15 protein-coding genes are annotated in these 16,081 nt (G+C 69.9%); 5 read left to right on the forward strand and 10 right to left on the reverse strand.

Annotated features, from left to right (window positions below):
• Positions 1 to 309: 309 nt before the first annotated feature.
• From ASF53_RS15175 to ASF53_RS15185, 3 genes are all read right to left on the reverse strand, one after another.
• A complete protein-coding gene (locus ASF53_RS15175; RefSeq protein ID WP_056200194.1) occupies positions 310 to 1,218 on the reverse strand; it encodes a helix-turn-helix domain-containing protein in 909 nt (302 codons plus the stop codon).
• 406 nt (positions 1,219 to 1,624) lie between these two features.
• Positions 1,625 to 1,909 (reverse strand): hypothetical protein, encoded by a 285-nt coding sequence (locus tag ASF53_RS15180; RefSeq protein ID WP_056199878.1) that lies wholly within the window; start codon positions 1,907 to 1,909, stop codon positions 1,625 to 1,627.
• 97 nt (positions 1,910 to 2,006) lie between these two features.
• A complete protein-coding gene (locus ASF53_RS15185) occupies positions 2,007 to 3,353 on the reverse strand; it encodes a KpsE/RkpR family capsule polysaccharide export protein (protein ID WP_056199880.1) in 1,347 nt (448 codons plus the stop codon).
• Between the two features lie 254 nt (positions 3,354 to 3,607).
• Between ASF53_RS15185 and ASF53_RS15190 the strand changes: the two genes are divergently transcribed.
• Both ASF53_RS15190 and ASF53_RS15195 read left to right on the forward strand, forming a co-directional pair.
• Entirely contained in the window at positions 3,608 to 4,054 is a 447-nt protein-coding gene (locus ASF53_RS15190; protein WP_056200197.1) for a (2Fe-2S) ferredoxin domain-containing protein, read from the forward strand.
• The gene (locus ASF53_RS15195; protein WP_056199884.1) at positions 4,047 to 5,210 is read left to right on the forward strand and encodes a lysylphosphatidylglycerol synthase domain-containing protein; all 1,164 of its coding nucleotides are present in this window, start codon (positions 4,047 to 4,049) and stop codon (positions 5,208 to 5,210) included. The genes ASF53_RS15190 and ASF53_RS15195 overlap by 8 nt, the downstream gene beginning before the upstream one ends.
• Positions 5,211 to 5,277: 67 nt before the next feature.
• On the opposite strand, the gene ASF53_RS15200 is transcribed toward ASF53_RS15195, so the two are convergent.
• The 4 genes from ASF53_RS15200 to ASF53_RS15215 form a co-directional block, all read right to left on the reverse strand.
• Positions 5,278 to 5,826 (reverse strand): biliverdin-producing heme oxygenase, encoded by a 549-nt coding sequence (locus tag ASF53_RS15200; RefSeq protein WP_056199887.1) that lies wholly within the window; start codon positions 5,824 to 5,826, stop codon positions 5,278 to 5,280.
• 7 nt (positions 5,827 to 5,833) lie between these two features.
• Positions 5,834 to 8,461 carry a histidine kinase dimerization/phosphoacceptor domain -containing protein gene (locus tag ASF53_RS15205; protein ID WP_056199890.1) on the reverse strand — a complete coding sequence of 876 codons (2,628 nt, stop codon included), beginning with the start codon at positions 8,459 to 8,461 and terminating at the stop codon, positions 5,834 to 5,836.
• 223 nt (positions 8,462 to 8,684) lie between these two features.
• Entirely contained in the window at positions 8,685 to 10,067 is a 1,383-nt protein-coding gene (locus ASF53_RS15210) for a dihydrolipoyl dehydrogenase (protein ID WP_056199894.1), read from the reverse strand.
• A 3-nt stretch (positions 10,068 to 10,070) separates the two neighbouring features.
• Entirely contained in the window at positions 10,071 to 10,877 is an 807-nt protein-coding gene (locus tag ASF53_RS15215; protein ID WP_056199896.1) for an SDR family NAD(P)-dependent oxidoreductase, read from the reverse strand.
• A gap of 285 nt (positions 10,878 to 11,162) precedes the next feature.
• Between ASF53_RS15215 and ASF53_RS15220 the strand changes: the two genes are divergently transcribed.
• The 3 genes from ASF53_RS15220 to ASF53_RS15230 all read left to right on the forward strand — a co-directional run bounded on the left by ASF53_RS15220 (position 11,163) and on the right by ASF53_RS15230 (position 12,451).
• A complete protein-coding gene (locus ASF53_RS15220; protein ID WP_056199898.1) occupies positions 11,163 to 11,585 on the forward strand; it encodes a VOC family protein in 423 nt (140 codons plus the stop codon).
• An 18-nt stretch (positions 11,586 to 11,603) separates the two neighbouring features.
• On the forward strand, positions 11,604 to 12,071 hold the full coding sequence (locus ASF53_RS15225) for an SRPBCC family protein (RefSeq protein WP_056199900.1): 468 nt from the start codon (positions 11,604 to 11,606) through the stop codon (positions 12,069 to 12,071).
• Positions 12,072 to 12,217: 146 nt separating this feature from the next.
• Complete coding sequence (locus ASF53_RS15230; protein WP_056199902.1) at positions 12,218 to 12,451, forward strand: hypothetical protein; 234 nt, start codon at positions 12,218 to 12,220, stop codon at positions 12,449 to 12,451.
• 54 nt (positions 12,452 to 12,505) lie between these two features.
• Here the strand turns inward: ASF53_RS15230 and argF are convergent, their stop codons facing one another.
• From argF to ASF53_RS15245, 3 genes are all read right to left on the reverse strand, one after another.
• On the reverse strand, positions 12,506 to 13,456 hold the full coding sequence (argF, locus tag ASF53_RS15235; RefSeq protein WP_056199904.1) for an ornithine carbamoyltransferase: 951 nt from the start codon (positions 13,454 to 13,456) through the stop codon (positions 12,506 to 12,508).
• A gap of 28 nt (positions 13,457 to 13,484) precedes the next feature.
• The gene (locus tag ASF53_RS15240; protein ID WP_056199906.1) at positions 13,485 to 14,675 is read right to left on the reverse strand and encodes an aspartate aminotransferase family protein; all 1,191 of its coding nucleotides are present in this window, start codon (positions 14,673 to 14,675) and stop codon (positions 13,485 to 13,487) included.
• Between the two features lie 213 nt (positions 14,676 to 14,888).
• Positions 14,889 to 15,794 carry a helix-turn-helix domain-containing protein gene (locus ASF53_RS15245; protein WP_056199909.1) on the reverse strand — a complete coding sequence of 302 codons (906 nt, stop codon included), beginning with the start codon at positions 15,792 to 15,794 and terminating at the stop codon, positions 14,889 to 14,891.
• Positions 15,795 to 16,081 lie beyond the last annotated feature (287 nt).

The following is a 16,081-nucleotide window of genomic DNA, read 5'->3' on the forward strand; positions in this document are numbered from 1 at the left end:
GAACGCTCGCTCGCGGGACGCCGAAGCTTCGCGCATTAGCTGTTTCCATCAAATGAAAGCAACTTCTGATTTTACGAAATTTCTGAAGGTACCCCCTCATTGAGGTAGCCGGTTCCCCATGTCCGTTCGATGACGGCGGCCAAACACGGGGGCGATGACGGCACGGGCTTGAGCATCCGGCTCGCTGCATCCGGTTGGACCGCCTCACCGGGTCCGTGTGCGACACGCGGAAGATGTAGCGTGCCGCCTCGCGCGACCGCTGGCGATCCCTTACGCCGTAGAGTTACAGAATACACCCGGACGAGGTCATCACGTTTCCCGCAGCCACTTCCAGACGTGTTGCTCCGTCCCTTGGCCGCCGATGTGCTGGGCCACCCGGCGCTCACGACGCCAAGCCTGAGGCGGGACGCCGTAACGGCTGCGGAAGCTACGGCTGAAATGCGCGATGCTGCGGAAGGCAAACACCTCGGCCAATCGGCTTATGGTGCGCGTCTCCAGGGGATCGGAAAGGGCGTCGCGCACCGCTTTCAGGCGCTCGCCTTGAACGAAGTTCATCACGCCTTCCCCGGGCTCGAACAGCCGGTAGAGGGTGGCACGCGAGACCCGCATCTCCTGGGCTAAAAACTCCGGCGATAAGTCAGGCCGCGATAGGTTCGCTCGTACGATCGTCTTAGCCAGCGCCATTAGGCCACCATCGAGTTCCTGGCCCTCCAGCACGTCAGCGGCCTGTGAGGCATCGAGTAGGCGGTGCAGGAAGACAACGAACGCATCGGCAAGACCTGGGGCCTCGTCGGCGCGCGTGGTCGGCAAATGGTGGTAGATTTCTTGAATGCGCGCGGCCAGCAGCCGGTTGCGGTCCACATCGAAGAGGAGGCCGTGCTTCTCAAGTGTCAGCCCATGGAGGCGGGTGCAGGGTACGGCGATGCCAACCACATCGGTTCGGTCAAGCGTGCCGTCGAGCAGGTGACGGCGGCCGATAAAGGTCACGGTGCCAGGCGAGGCTGAGACCGGTTTGCCAGCGACAGTGCCCTGGAAGCGGCCGGACCGGTAGAGTTGGACCATATAGTGGTCGGGACCGGCGTCCACGCGTCGGCGGTCACGCTGGAGCCGCTGGGTCGAGAGCAGCGAGCGCTGGGCGACGAGGTCGTCGATTGGGTAGGTGATGTTGGTGCCGAACGGCAGCGGGGCGGAGGACGTTGTCGGACGAACGTCGTACATCGGCGCCAGGAGGGTGCGCCACCGCTCGAAGGCCTCCCCAGGCGGCAAGCCTGAGGTCGTCAGGAAGAAGTGCGGCAGGCCTGCCTCAGCCGCCGTCCCGTCTGCGCACAAAGCCCAGATCCTTTGCCATCCGACCCCTTCGGGGGAGGGACGTAGGGCATAAGACCCATGGTGGAGCAACCCAAATGCCCGTGTCCGGTCCGAGAACCGCAAACGCGTCGCAAGCAGGGCGAATGACCGCTCTCGGTAACATCGCAAGCGGGATCGAGGCGTCGGTGGAAGGTCTGTTTAAGGCCAAGAGGCCACGATCTGCAGGCCACCCTCACCGGCCGCCTCACACCGCCGAAGCGATTGGCTTTCGGCTCCGACAGCATCCCAAAATGGTGATGCTGCAACCGGCCCCCCCTCACCGCTTCTTGGTGAACTGCGCCTCGTACTCGGCGTTCTGGGCTGCCCGCGCCTGCTCGATCTTGCGCAGGGTGAGGAAGCGGACGATGTCGAACTCGACGTCGCGGATCGTCTCCTCGATCAGGTGGCGCTGGAGCAGAATGCGGGGATCGTCGCCGGCGAGACCCTCGCGGTCCTGGAGCCGCTGCACCGCTTGCCGGACCACGGTGTAGACCTGATCGCGCTCCTCCCGACTCATGGACGGACTGACGGCGCGCGCGATGAGATCGGTGAAATCCGCCATGGAAGCCGTTCGATGAAAGCCGTTTGCCCGCCGCCGCTTAGAGCGCATTCCGACGAAGCGAAAGCCGGTTCGTCGGAATGCGTGTCACAACAAGGCTCTAGAGCCGGTTGTCGTTGATCGCTGCGGTCACGAGCGAGACCGAACTCCACAGGACGGTGAAGCAGAACAGGGCCGCGAACAGGGCGTAGAAGGGGGCCGGATATTCCGAATAGGTCGGCAGCAGGGGCGGCACGAAAGTCGCCAGATAGATCTGCTGCTTGGCCGCCGCGATCCGGGCGCGGTCGAGGATCATCTGCATCGAGGCGTTGAGCTTCTCCGCCACCGTCTGCTCGACCATCAGGCCCTCGTATTCGAGCAGGGCCTGGGTGAGGTTGTGCTCGGAGTTCGAGACGATGCCGTCGGTGGTGAGGCGGCTCTGCAGATCCTTGATCTGCCCGTCCAGCGCGCCGAGGGTGGCCACGAGCACCTGGATGCCGCGGCTCTTCTCGTCGAGCTTGGAGTCGCGCAGCACGCGCAGGTCGTTCTCCGCCTTGATCTTGTCCTTGCGCAGAAGCTCGATCGTGGTCACGGCCGCTTCGGCCGACTTCACCGGATCGATGATGCCCCAGCGGTTGCGGAACTCCTGCATCGCGATCCGCGCCTGCTTGAGCCGCACGGCCGACTGCTCCACCTCCTTGATCGCATTGGCGATCATGTCGCTCTGGGCGCGGCGCGAGATGCTGTTGATCAAGGTCTCGGAGCGGGCGATCACCTCCTGCGAGATCGCGACCGCGTCTTCGGGCTTGAAGGCACGCACCTTCAGGTGGATCACGCCGGAAATCGCATCGATGTGCGGGATCACCTGCCGGCGCCAGTAGCGCACCAGCTTCTCGATCGGCTGACCCGCGCCGTAGCCGGCCCAGAAATCGATCCCGTCCTGGGAGAACATCCGTTCGAGGCCGAGCTTGGCATCGACGGCCTCCACCATCGGCCGGCTGCCGATGTAGTCGCGCAGGATGAAGCTGTCCTGGCTGTTGTGCTTCTGGATCAGGTCGCTGTGCAGGCCGAGTTCGGCGCTGGCCATCGGCTCGACATTGCCGCGCACGGCGAACTGCGACACGACGATGTATTGCGGGCTGGCGATCGCGAAGACGTAGAGGCCGACCAAAGCGGTCGGCGCCAGCGCGAACAGGCAGTAGCTGCGGAACAGCCGCTTGGCCATCCGCTCGGGCGGACGCGCCTGCCGCGGCCGCAGGCCAGGCAGCCGGGTCCATTCGAGGCCGCGTCGCGCCCGCTCGACCAGCGCCCGACCGGGGAACCCGCCCTTACCGGGAGAGACCGGTTCGATCGTCTCGGCGTTGCGCCGCAGATCCGGCACGGAGCGCCGGGCAAGATCCATGAGCGACTGGACGCTCGGGCTCGGCCGAACCCGCGTCGCCTGCTTGACCTCGTCGTCGGAACTCATCGAATGGGGGTCCTCACGGATCCGCGGCCGGAGCACACCCGCGCGAAGGGCCTCGCGCCCAGCCACTCGCGATACGCTCGGACCAGAGGCTTCGGCAAGCTCGGGGGGCATCCTGTCTGGTGGTTCAGGTCACGTTCTTTTCGGCCCTTTTTAAGGCGCGGCGATCCGCCGGGATTGCGCCTCGGGCCGGGGGGCTGCGATACCGCCCCCGAAACGGAGTGCGGCCCGAATCGAAGGGCCGGACGGAGGGCCATGTGGGACGGCGGCAGGATCCGGGCGGGGCGGCCCGAGCGGACCGGGTTGAATCGGCCCGGACCGGGACGACCAAGGTGAGGACGGCCAAAGCGGGCTTCTCGGACCTCGTGCTGGTCTGCCGCAAATGCGCCAAGCGCCAGGGCGTGGACCGCAAGCAGCTCGGCCGTGCCGTCAAGCGGGCGTTCAAGCAGGGCGGGGGCGCCGGCAAGGTCCGGGTGCTGGAGACGGGCTGTCTCGGGCCCTGCCCCAAGCGGATGCTGACGCTGGCCACACCGGAATCCCTGGCGCGTCGCCGCGTGATCCTCGTCGATCCGGCGCTCGATGCCCTCGGCCCCGCGGCACTCACTCTCACCGCCGCAGTGCCGTCACCGGCCCCACCCGTCCCGGTGTTCGAAGCGTCCGAGGCGAGCTTGGACGGCTCGCCCGTTGGAGCCGACCATGGCTGAGGCCCCCACTCGCCATGTAGACGGGCGCGAAGATCCCTATGCGGACCGGCCCGTCGAACGGCCGCTCCCAGGGCGTCTCCTGCGCGGGCTGCTGCGCCGGCTGCCGCTCGTCGGCACGCTGGTCGGGCTGGGGCTGGGCGTCTGGCTCGTCGCCACCAACGATCTCGCGGCGATCGGTGCGGCCTTCTGGCGGATCGGCCCGGCGGGGCTGGCCGCCATCGTCGGCGTGCGGGCCGTCATCGTGTTGCTGTGCGGGCTCGCCTGGGCACGCGTGCTGCGCGGCATCCCGCCCTCGGGACGTCACGCCTCTCCTGCGAAAGCCGCCGCCGAGCCTCCGGTCGAGACCGGCGCCTTCGTGATCCTGCGCTTCGTGCGGGAGGGCGTGAACGTGCTCCTGCCGGTCGCCTCGGTGGGCGGCGAGGTGGTGGGCGGGCGCCTGCTGACCTTCTGGGGCGTCGCGGGCAGCCTCGCGGCGGCCTCGCTGCTGGCCGACATGCTGATCCAGGTCGCGACGCAGGTGGCCTTCACCGGGCTCGGCGCCGGCCTGCTCTGGCGGCTGCCGGGGGAGGCCGCCGCCGTGCTCGCGTGGTGGACGACCCAGGCCGCCGCCGTGGCGGTGGCAGCGGTCGCCGCCTTCTTCGCCCTGCAGAGGCTCGGCGCGGCGCGGGGGCTGGAGCGGCGCCTCGCCGCGCTGGGGCGCCGCTTCCTGCGCTCGGCGGCCCCGGAGGGGGCGAAACCGGAGGCGGGCGCGGCGGGTATCCTTTCCGTGCAGGGGGCCCTCGACGCGGTCTGGGCCCGCGGCCGCCGCAGGCACATCGCTCAATCGGTCGCCCTGCACGCCGTGGCCTGGGGGCTCGGCGCGGCCGAGATCTGGATCGTGCTCGCCTGTATCGGGGTCGAGGTGAGCCTGACCGAGGTGCTGGTGCTGGAATCACTCTCGCAGGCGATCAAGTCGGCGGCCTTCGCCGTCCCGAGCGGGCTCGGTGTGCAGGAGGGCGGCTTCGTCGTGGTGGGCGCCCTGTTCGGGCTCGACGCGGGCACCGCGATCGCCCTGTCGCTCGCCAAGCGCGTCCCCGACGTCGTTCTCGGCCTGCCCTCGCTGATCGTCTGGCAGACCCTCGAAGCCAAGCAAGCGCAGGTGCTGCCGCCGCGCTGAGTTTCGGGTTTCGAAAGGGCAAGCCCTTTCGCGGGTCCAGGGCAAAGCCCTGGAGAAGCCTCGCCGATCAGCCCTCGCTCATCGTCAGCCACCCGCGCATGGCCTCGAACGTCGCGATGCCCGCGGCGAAGGCGGCGGCGGCTTCCGCCTCCGGCAACCCGTCCAGGCGTTCGCGGAAGGCCCGCCAGAGCGGCCCGGTCGCGCGGCCGCGGCCGGCATAATAGGCCAGAGGCACGTCCTCCCCGTGCAGGCGGGCGACGTGGCGGCCGATGACGGCGCCGCCCAGCGTCGAGCCCTCCAGCACGTAGAGCGCGCCCAGCGCCGCACCCGCCCCATCGAGGCAGGGTGCGGCGGGCATCTGACCGGTCGCCGCGTCGAGGGCGTGCAGATCCGCATCGAGAGCCAGGAGCCGTCGGCGCGGATCGAAGAAGGCTGCATCCGCGAGCGCGGCCCCGATCGCCGGCTCATAGGCGGCGTGGAAGCCGCGCAGGCGGACCAGCAGAGCCCGGTAGCCGGGCAGCGTCGCCACGCGCGCCTCCCAATCGAGGTCGCGCTCCAGCGCCTCGTGCGCCGCGTGCGTGGCGTCCCGCAAGCGGGCGTGCAGGCTGTCGCTCAAGCGGGGCTCAGGCGTGAACGGTGAAGCAGGCGCCGTCGGCGTTCTCGACGTCGAGGCGGGCCCCGATCTGGTCGAGCATGGCGCGGATCAGCTTCATGCCGAGCCCGGTGCCCCGCGCCTTGGCGTTCTCCCAGCCCGACGGCATGCCCTCGCCGTCATCGCAGATCCTGAGGCGGACGGCCGCCCCCTCGCCCCCTGCCACGGAGACGCTGATCCGCGCGCCCTTCTCGGGCTTGCCGGCATATTTGAACGCGTTGGTCACGAGTTCGGTCGTGATCAGGGAGAGCGCCACCGCGTGCCGGTAGGGCACCATCAGGCCGGGCTCGGCGGTCAGCTCGACGCTGTGCTCGTCGCCGGCCATGCCGGCGAGGTCGCTGCACAGGGTCTGGATGGTCTGGCCGAGATCGACCTGCTCCATGCTCTCGCCCTGGTACAGGCTGTCATGCACCCGCGCGACGCTCATGACGCGGGCCGAGGTCTCGGAGAAGGCCTGGCGCGCCTCCGGGTCGGCGATCTGCCGCCGCTGCATGTGCAGGAAGGCCGTCACGATCTGCAGCGAGTTCTTCACCCGGTGGTCGATCTCGCGGGTGAGCAGATCCTTCTGCTCCAGCAGGCGCTCCTTGTCGGCGAGCAGCCCCGTCAGCTCGTCGATCTTGCGGCGCTGGCGCAGCACCACGCCGTCCACGGCGTCGGCGAGTTGGGCTGCAAGCGCCACCTTCCACGTCGCCCAAGGGGTGGAATGGCCGCGGCGCTCCTCGATCCAGCGCTCGAACGAGCGCCGCGGCAGCACCGCCACCGGGCCGCTGCCGGGCAGGACGGGTTTGCGCGGGTCGCCGCCCCAGGTCACCGTGCTCGGCACTTCCGGCTTGACCCAGAACAGCAGATGCTGGCGCGAGGTGCCGACGAAGGCGGCGAGCAGGCCGCTGGCGATCTCCGTGTAGTCCGAGGCCGGCGCGTGATGCAGCACCAGCGTGTCGGTGACGAAGGTGGTCTCGTCGGGCGGCACGCTCTGCCGCAGCCAATCGGCGAGCGCACGCACCTTCGCCGCCTCCGGCGTGACGCCGACGAGGCAGACGGCCTCGTCCGAGACGATGCCCGCCCCCGTGGCGCCGAACAGGTCGAGCAGGGTCGGATCGCCCTGGGTCAGGGAGGTGACGAAATCGTCGGAACGGGTGAGCCCGCGCACCAGCCGGCCCTGCACGTCGAGATGGCGCTGCCGCTCGCCCCACAGTGCCTTGCCCTCGATCTCCTGCACCCGCATGGCGAAGGCGTCGGTGAGCACGGTGGCTGCGGCGCGGGTCTCCGGCGCGACGTAATGCGGCCGGCGGTGATGGCCGATCATCAGGCCCCAGAGCCGGTTCTCGACCATGATCGAGATCGACATCGAACCATCGACGCCGAGATTGCGCTGATATTCGAGGTGGATCGGCGAGAGCGTGCGGTTCTGCGCAAAGGTAAGGTCGATCGGCGCGTTACCCGCGGCGCGGTCGGCCACCAGCGGCACCGGCACGCAGTCGCGGTCGATCACGAAGCGGCTCTTGGCCTTGGTGTAGAGGGCACGGGCCTGGGCCGGGATATCGGAGGCGGGAAAGCGCAGGCCGATCAGCGGGCGCTGCCAGTCCGGCACCATGTCCTCGGCGATGGCCTCGCCGTTCCAATCCGTGTCGAAGCGGTAGACCAGCACCGATTCGAAACCGGTCATGGCGCGGATTTCGAGGGCGGCGATCTGCGCCGCCTCGGTGAGGGTCTCGGCGGCGCGCAGCCGCATCATGGCGAGTTCGGCGTCGAGCGGGCTCGCGGCGAGGAAGTCCTCGGGGCGCTCCGGCGCCAGTTCCAGCTCGACGATGACCCGGCCGAGATGGGCATGGGCCACGAGGTGGAAGCGCTCGCCCCGCGGCGGAAGCGTCAGTGAGCGGCGCAGGAGCCGCCCGTCGGTCAGGGTGTGGGCGGCGAGCCCGTCGCGGATCGCGGAGACGATCGCGCCCGGCAGCACCGCTTCCAGGTTGAGGCCGTTGGGCGGGAAGAGTTCAGGGGCCAGCACGTCGGCGGCGTTGGCGCTGAAGGCCAGTATCTCGAGACTCGCGGCATCGGCGGCGAGCATCACCGCGTTCGGCTGGATCGAGCCGGGAATGTGGATCGGCTCACGCTCGCACAGGCTCGGATCGACTGGCTCGGCCCGGCTGCGCTGGGCGATCGCCGCGAGGACGGCCTCGCGCGAGGGGCCGGCGGCGATCTGCTCCAGCGGGGTGATCGTCAGCCAGATGCGTCCGCTCGACCCGGACCGCAGGCCGATTCGGGCCCGCAGCGGGGCCGGGATACGGCCGAACACGAATTCGAAGGCCTGATCGGTCGCGCTCCGGCGCTGGCCGCTGAGAAAGCGGCCGTAGAAGCTCGGCACGTTGGTACTGGGCACGAGTTCGCGGAAGAAGTTGCGCCCAATCATCGTGTCGGGCGGCAGGCCGCACATCGCGCCCGCGGCCCGATTGCAGGCGAGCACGATTCCCACGGCGTCGAGGGCAAGAATGCCCACGCCGAATTCATCCCGCTGCTCAGCGGACAAGGCATCGAGATCGACCGGAAGGTCGACCGGACCACCGTTCGGCCCCACGGCGTGCATCTGCGACGGATCGACCATTACGGCAGCCGGTATGCCTGCCGCGCCACGGTTAGGCAATGCCGGCTCTGCCTTCGGCGCGCATTTCGGCGCCCCCGAAAGTCGGACCAAGTATCTGAGAAGACCCAGCTTTGTCTGATAACATACACTCCTCCGCGACACAGTGCGTAGCCGGAACCGGCGGTGGCAAAGCGACGAGTCCGCGTCCCCACCGAGGCAAGACGACAGCCTTGGCGCGCGAGGGTTACTTCAGGTGGTCGGCGAGATCCGAGAGCGCCGTGTCGAGGCCCTCTTCCAGGGTCGGATGGTAGAATGGGCGATCGCGCAAGCGCCGCACGTCCAGCCCGTCCTGCACCGCATAGGCCAGGAGATGACCGAGATGCTCCGCCTCCGGGCCGATCAGCTCGGCGGCGGCGAGGCGCCCGTCAGCCTCCGCGTAGAGGCGGACGCCGCCCTGCGCCCGGTCCATCACCCGCGCTCGGCCCTGGTCGCAGAAATCGGCGCGGCCGACGCGGCGGTCCGCGTCCGGATCGAAGCCGCCACCGATCACCGCGATCTGCGGATCGCTGAACACCATGGTGAGCGCGACCCAGCGCGCCGGCCGCTCGGCCCCCTCGCTGCGGGCGAGCCGCGCGGCGTTGCGCCCGGCGATGCGGCCCTGACGGCTCGCCTCGTGCAGCACCGGGCGGTCGGCATTGGCGTCGCCCGCGATCAGGATCGGGGCGCCCTCGCAGAGCAGCGAGCGGGGATCGTGAACCGGGCCGCCCTTGTCGTTGAGGCTCGCACCGGTGTGCTCCAGGCCGAGGCCCGACACGTTCGGCGGACGGCCGGCGGCGGCGAGCACCCGATCGAACGTCTTGCTCCCCGTGTCTCCCGCGCCGTTCCAGCCGAGGCGCGCCCCCTCGCCCTCGGCCTTGCCGCTTTCAACCTTGGCGCCGAGATGCAGGTCGAAGGCGTCCGAAAAGATCTCGCGGGCGGCCCGCTTCAGGTCGGGATCGCGCAGGCCCCCGAGGCTGTCGCCGGGATCGAACACGCTGGTCGCCACACCGAGCCGGGCCATGGCCTGGGCGAGTTCCAGCCCGACCGGGCCGGCGCCGAGCACGGCGAGGGAGGCCGGCAGATCCTCGATCTCGAACAGGGTGTCGGTGGTGAGAAGCCGGTAGCCCAGCCCCTTCAGCGGCTCGGGCACGCTCGGGCTGGACCCGGTCGCCAGCACCGCCGCCTTGAAGCGCAGGCGGGTGTGGTCGTCGATGCGCAGGGCATCCGGCCCCTCGAACACGGCCCGCCCCGTGAGGCGCGTCTCGTCGGGGAACGTGTCGAGCCCCGCGAAGACGGATTCCACGAAGCGGTCGCGCAAGTGCCGCAACCGGGCGAGCACGGCCGGGCCATCGACCCGCACCGCGTCGACGTGGATGCCGAGCCGATGCGCCTCGCGGGCCTCCTGCGCCGCCTCGGCCGCGGTGATCAGCAGCTTCGAGGGCATGCAGCCGACGCGGGCGCAGGTGGTGCCGCCGGGGCCCTGCTCGATCAGCACGGCGCGGACGCCCGCATCGAGGGCGGCGCGGTGGGCGGCGATGCCGGCGGTGCCGGCCCCGATCACCGCGACGTCGCAGGAGAGTTCCCGCATCGCTCAGGACGCCATGGTGAGGACGGCACCGCCATCGACGCGCAGGTTCTCACCGGTGATGAAGCTCGCCTGTTCCGAGCACAGGAAGGCCACCGCCGACGCGACCTCCTCGACCCGGCCGCGGCGCTTGACGACGATGCCGGGGCGCTTCTCTTCGAGGAAGCTCTCGACCGCCTCGTCGAAGGAGACGCCGAGTTCCCCGGCGCGCTTCTCCATCATCGCGTCGGTCATGGGCGTGGCCACGAAGGCGGGCGCCACCGAGTTCACCAGCACCCCGTCCGGCCCGTAGGCCTTGGAGAGGCCCTTGGTCAGGTTCATCAGGCCGGCCTTGGCGGCGCAGTAGGGCAGTTCCTCGACATAGGGCTGCACCGCGTCCTCGGAGGTGAAGAACACGATCCGCCCCCACCGCGCCTCGCGCATGCCGGGGATGAAGGCGCGGGCGACCCGCACCGCCGCCATCAGGTCGGCCTGGATCGTCGAGAGCCACGCCTCGTCGTCGATCTCCAGGAAGTCGCCCGTGGCCCCGGTGATGCCGGCGGCGTTGACGAGGATGGTGGGCCGCTCGCCGAAGGCTTGGTCGGCAAAGTCGCGCAGCTTGCGCGCGCCGGCTTCGGAGGCGAGATCGGCCTGGCAGGACTTGACCGGGCCGAGCGCCGCGAGCCGCGCGGCCGCCTCCCCCAGCTCCTTCTCCTTCAGGTCGGAGAGGACGACTTTGACCCCTTCGCGCAGCAGATATTCCGCGCTCGCGTAGCCCATGCCGGAATCGCCGCCGGTGATGACCGCGACGCGACCGCTGATGCCGAGATCCATGAATCGATCCTCTTCCCTAACGGCGTCCGGTTCGACCGTGCGAGGGCGGCGCGGTGACCATTTGCGAAAACCGCGGGCCAACGGAGGGCGTGGGGGATCGTTCCAGCCCAACCCTGGACTGCGGCGATCCGACCGCTCGCGCGACGGGGAGGAAAACGAGGCTGGGGCCGCCCCTGACGACGGGCCCACCCTCGGAAGCGGCGCGCCAAAAAGTCTTTGCGCGAACCGGCGACGCACGGCACCTTCCGGGCCCCGACGTCCGAGACGCGAACAGGGAGAGCGACGATGAGCGAGACCGACGCGGCGTCCGCAGCCGTGCCTCCGAAGGGCGGCGTGGTCGCCTATCTCACGCTCGACGGTGCCGTGCGGGCGGCCGAGTTCTACCGGAACGCCTTCGGCGCCGAGATCGTCGCCTCCGTGCCCGCGGACGAGAAGGGGCGGACCATGCATGTCCACCTCGTCGTCAACGGGACTTCGGTGATGCTCTCCGATGCCTTTCCCGAATACGGCCACCCGCTTCAGACGCCGCAAGCGTTCAGCCTGCTCCTGCCGGTCGAGGACATCGCCACGTGGTGGAACCGGGCGGTCGCGGCCGGCGCCGAGGTGGTGACGCCCTACCAGGAGATGTTCTGGGGCGACGTCTACGGGCAGCTCCGCGACCCGTTCGGCGTGATCTGGGCGATGAACCAGGGCAAGCGCCCGGCCTGAGGATCGGAGAGACACAGCATGAGCGACGCCGACGATCCCCGCGACCTCGTCCTCACCCGTCTGATCCCGGCGCCCCGCCGGGCGCTTTGGCGCGCCTGGACCGAGCCGGAGCTGGTGAAGCGCTGGTTCGCCCCGAAACCCTACACGACGCCGGTCGTCGAACTCGACCTGCGGCCGGGCGGGTCGAGTCTCATCGTGATGCGCAGTCCCGAGGGGCAGGATCTGCCCAACCGGGGCGTCTATCTGGAGGTGGTGCCGGATACGCGCCTCGTCGTCACCGACGCCTACCGCTCGGCCTGGGTTCCGTCCGAGAAACCGTTCCTGACGGTGATCCTCACCTTCGCCGACGAGGCCGGCGGCACCCGCTACACGGCACGCGCCCGCCACTGGACGCTGGAGGACCGCCAAGCGCACGAGGCGATGGGGTTCGAACAGGGCTGGGGGATCTGCGCCGACCAGTTGACCAAGCTGGTCCACGGCCTCTGAGGACGCGGCGGACGGTGATCGCCGGCCGCTCCCGAACCCAGGGTTGAAGGGGGCACGCGCCGCGAACCGAAATCGGCGCGGAATATGACATCCGGGCGCGCGTTTGAGCCTGTGCACGACCTCCGTGCGACAGCGGGAAGCGACCGATGCGTTTTGTCCTGATGCTTGCAGCCGGCGTGATGTTCGGCGGTGTCCTGGCCGGCAGTCCGGTCGGCGCCGTGGATTGGCATCCGAGCACGCGCCACCACGATCATCATTTCCACGCCCATCACCCGGCGCGGCACCGCCACTACCACGATCACTCGCACATGCGGGACCATGGGCATGTGCACGGTGAGCACAGAAAGCGCAGCCGCGCGCGGCGGACCAACCGGCGTTGACGCACCGCCGCCGCCCGGTACGGCCGGGCGGCGGCTACCATTGATGGATGCGCCTCAGGCGGCTTCGCCGAGGCACCACGCCAGGATGCCCTTCTGGGCGTGCAGGCGGTTCTCGGCCTCGTCGAACACCACCGATTGCGGACCGTCGATCACCTCGGCGGTGACCTCCTCGCCGCGATGCGCCGGCAGGCAGTGCATAAACAGCGCGTCCTTGGCCGCGGCCTTCATCAGCGCCGCGTCCACCCGGTAGGGCGAGAGCAGGTTATGGCGGAAATGCTCATCGTCGTCGCCCATGGAGACCCAGCAATCGGTGACGACCAGATCCGCCCCCTCGACCGCCGCGTAGGCGTCGGTGGTGGCGTTGACGCGGGCGCCCTCGCGCTTGGCCCAATCGACGAGGGCCGGCGGCATCGCCAGTTCCCGCGGCGCGGCGACGTTGAGGGTGAAGTCGAAGCGGGCGGCGGCGTGGACCCAGCTCGCCAGCACGTTGTTGGCGTCGCCCGACCACGCGACCGTGCGGCCCTGGATCGGCCCGCGATGCTCCTCGAAGGTCAGCACGTCGGCCATGATCTGACAGGGATGCGAGGCCTTGGTCAGCGCGTTGATGACCGGCACCTCGGCATGCTCGGCCAACTCCATCACCAGGCCGTGGTCGAGGGTGCGGATCACGATCGCATCGACGAAGCGCGACAGCACGCGGGCGGTGTCGGACACCGTCTCGCCGCGGCCGAGCTGCATCTCCTTGCCCGTCAGCATCAGGGTGTCGCCGCCGAGTTCGCGCATCGCCACGTCGAAGGAGACGCGGGTGCGGGTCGAGGGCCGGTCGAACACCATCGCCAGCATCTTGCCGGTGAGCGGTCGCTCCGCCGCGCGCTGGCCCTTCACCCGCGCGCGCTTCATCGCGGCGGAGGTGTCGAGGACACCGCGCAGGGTCTCGGCCGAGAAGTCCTTCAGGTCGAGGAAGTGGCGGACATGCGGGCCGCTGCCGTTCAGGGTCGTGGTCATCTCAATATCTACGCGCGCGGTGCCGCCCTCAGGCAGCCCCACGCATCTGCGCCTCCAGATCGGTCGCCGCGGCCTCCAGACAGGCCACGGCCTCGTCCACCTCCGTCTCGCCGACGATCAGCGGCGGCAGGAGGCGGACCACGTTGTCGCCGGCCGGGATCACCAGCAGATGCCGCGCGCGGGCGGCCGCCGTGAACTCGGTGTTCGGCAGGTTGAGCTTCAGGCCCCGCATCAGCCCCTGCCCGCGCAACTCGGCGAAGATAGAGGGATGCCGGTCGATCAGGCCCGCGAGCTTCTGCGTGAGCAACAGGTCCATGCGCTCGACATGCTCGAGGAAGCCGTCCCCGAGCACCACGTCGAGCACGGCGTTGCCGACCGCCATGGCGAGCGGGTTGCCGCCGAAGGTGCTGCCATGGGTGCCGGCCGTCATGCCGCGGGCGGCTTCGGCCGTGGCAAGGCAGACGCCGAGCGGGAAGCCGCCGCCGATGCCCTTGGCTGCGCTCATGATGTCCGGCGTGACGCCCGACCACTCATGCGCGAAGAACCTGCCGGTGCGGCCGACGCCGGTCTGCACCTCGTCCATGATGAGGAGCAGGCCGTGCTCTTCGCAGAGCGCGCGCAGGTGCCGCAGGGTCTCGCCGGGGATGACCCGCACGCCGCCCTCGCCCTGGATCGGCTCGATCATCAGGGCGGCGGTCTCCGGGCCGATCGCAGCGTCCAGCGCGGCGAAGTCGCCGACCGGCACCTGATCGAAGCCCTCGACCTTCGGGCCGAAGCCCTCGATGTACTTCTGCTGGCCGCCGGCCGCGATGGTCGCGAGCGTGCGGCCGTGGAAGGCGCCCTCGAAGGTGATGATACGGTAGCGCTCGGGATGGCCGCCCGCCGCATGGTACTTGCGCGCCATCTTGATGGCGGCCTCGTTGGCCTCGGCGCCGGAATTGGTGAAGAAGGCCACGTCGGCGAAGGTCGCGTCCACGAGCCGCCGGCTCAGCCGCTCCCCTCCCGGGATCTGGAACAGGTTCGAGGTGTGCCAGAGCTTCTGCGCCTGCGTGGTCAACGCCTCGACGAGGTGCGGATGGGCGTGGCCGAGCGCGTTGACGGCGACGCCGGCCCCGAAATCGAGGTAGCGGTCGCCGTCCTCGGCCACCAGCCATGCGCCCTCACCTCGCTCGAAAGCGACCGGGGCGCGGGCATAGGTCGGGAGCAGGGCGGAAGTCACGCGGGTCCGTCTCCTCGGGCTCGATCCAGGGAACGCGATGGCTCCCGAAGTCGCCAAAAGAAAGTGCCGCCTCGGGGGACGGGCGGCACGCGCGCGATTACTAAGAAACGAGGCGCCTGTGTCAATCGCAGGAGGGCGCCGGGGCGGCCCGCGCCCCCGCGATCCGCCCGAAATCGTCGCGCCGCGGTGCCGTCCGGCACCCGCCCTCAAGGCTCAGGCCCGCTGCAGCCGAGTCGATTCCGTCGGTGAGCGCCCGATCATCTTGCGGAAGGTCCGCCCCATCCGCCGTGCATCGGGAAAGCCCGCGCGCAGGGCCGCCTCGCTCAAGGAGACGGTGCCGGAGCGGATCAGCGACTGGGCCAGGGTCACGCGCTCGCGCAAGACATATTGATAGGGCGTCACGCCGAAAGTACCCTTGAAGGCACGCACGAAGTAGCCCTCGCTGAGGCCCGCCGCCGCCGCCATTTCTCCGAGGGACAGGGGCGCATCGATCCGCTCGGCGACGAGTTCGCGCACCCGCCGCGCCTGCCGGGCGGTGAGGGCCGCGCTCTTGCGGGAGGGTGGGCTCGAAAGGGCACCGGAGGCGCGCAGCACCGCGAGCGCGACGCTGTCGACCAGAAGCGCGTCCGCGGCGCTGTCATGGCCGCTGGCCTCCTGCCCCAGGGCGGCCAGGAGATGGGAGACGGTCATCCGCTCGGCGAGATCGCAGGTGACCGAATCGATCCGCAGATGCGAGAGCGGCGCCTCGATCATCCGCTCCACGGCGGCGGGCATGAAGGCGAGATAGCGCCCGCGGCATTGCCCGCTCCAGAGCGTGCGGCCGGCATAGCCGGGCCCGCGCAGAACGAAGGCGTCGCCGGTGCGCACGTCGCAGGGCTCGCTGCCGGTCGGACTGTCGCCGCTGAAGGTGAGCGTGGTCCGGCTCAGGCCGTACCAGCCGCCGTGCCACGTGCCGACGAGGAGGCCACCGACCCGGTGCGTGCTGGAACCCGCCGTCTCGTAGGCGAAATCGAGGAAGGCGATGCCGTCGATGCCGCTGGCGGGGATCTGGCCGAAAATCTGGTCGGGCGGGGCGCTGAGATCGCCCTGCACCGAGGCGTTGACGAACGGAACGCTCATCGGCCGCGTCGTTCTCCCTCTCGCTGGCGCGCCTGCCGGGGCGCGCTTCGGAATATCCCTGCTGCCTTGTTTCTTGCCGCCTTGGCCACCCTGCGCCCGGAACCGAGGGGACGGCGACGCTTCGATCCGAACGCATGAGAACGACCTGCCTTCGCGGTCGTTCCCTTGGCCCGTCCCCTCTGCGCGGGGTCGATCGTGCCGACGGCGGAGGCGCCCGTCGAGGGCACAGCCGGTCTTCGCGCCCCGCGCGAGGCCCACGGAAGCGGTGGGGGCGGCCGCTTCCGTGG

The organism is Methylobacterium sp. Leaf123, from assembly GCF_001423405.1.
GTDB lineage: Bacteria > Pseudomonadota > Alphaproteobacteria > Rhizobiales > Beijerinckiaceae > Methylobacterium.

Excerpts from the sequence above, each read along its gene's own strand:
- ASF53_RS15220 (WP_056199898.1), top strand. The coding sequence starts at position 11,163 with ATGAGCGAGACCGACGCGGCGTCCGCAGCCGTGCCTCCGAAGGGCGGC.
- ASF53_RS15230 (WP_056199902.1), top strand. The coding sequence starts at position 12,218 with ATGCGTTTTGTCCTGATGCTTGCAGCCGGCGTGATGTTCGGCGGTGTC.
- ASF53_RS15180 (WP_056199878.1), bottom strand. The coding sequence starts at position 1,909 with ATGGCGGATTTCACCGATCTCATCGCGCGCGCCGTCAGTCCGTCCATG.
- ASF53_RS15210 (WP_056199894.1), bottom strand. The coding sequence starts at position 10,067 with ATGCGGGAACTCTCCTGCGACGTCGCGGTGATCGGGGCCGGCACCGCC.
- argF (WP_056199904.1), bottom strand. The coding sequence starts at position 13,456 with ATGACCACGACCCTGAACGGCAGCGGCCCGCATGTCCGCCACTTCCTC.
- ASF53_RS15175 (WP_056200194.1), bottom strand. The coding sequence starts at position 1,218 with ATGTACGACGTTCGTCCGACAACGTCCTCCGCCCCGCTGCCGTTCGGC.
- ASF53_RS15245 (WP_056199909.1), bottom strand. The coding sequence starts at position 15,794 with ATGAGCGTTCCGTTCGTCAACGCCTCGGTGCAGGGCGATCTCAGCGCC.
- ASF53_RS15205 (WP_056199890.1), bottom strand. The coding sequence starts at position 8,461 with ATGGTCGATCCGTCGCAGATGCACGCCGTGGGGCCGAACGGTGGTCCG.
- ASF53_RS15195 (WP_056199884.1), top strand. The coding sequence starts at position 4,047 with ATGGCTGAGGCCCCCACTCGCCATGTAGACGGGCGCGAAGATCCCTAT.
- ASF53_RS15185 (WP_056199880.1), bottom strand. The coding sequence starts at position 3,353 with ATGAGTTCCGACGACGAGGTCAAGCAGGCGACGCGGGTTCGGCCGAGC.
- ASF53_RS15225 (WP_056199900.1), top strand. The coding sequence starts at position 11,604 with ATGAGCGACGCCGACGATCCCCGCGACCTCGTCCTCACCCGTCTGATC.
- ASF53_RS15215 (WP_056199896.1), bottom strand. The coding sequence starts at position 10,877 with ATGGATCTCGGCATCAGCGGTCGCGTCGCGGTCATCACCGGCGGCGAT.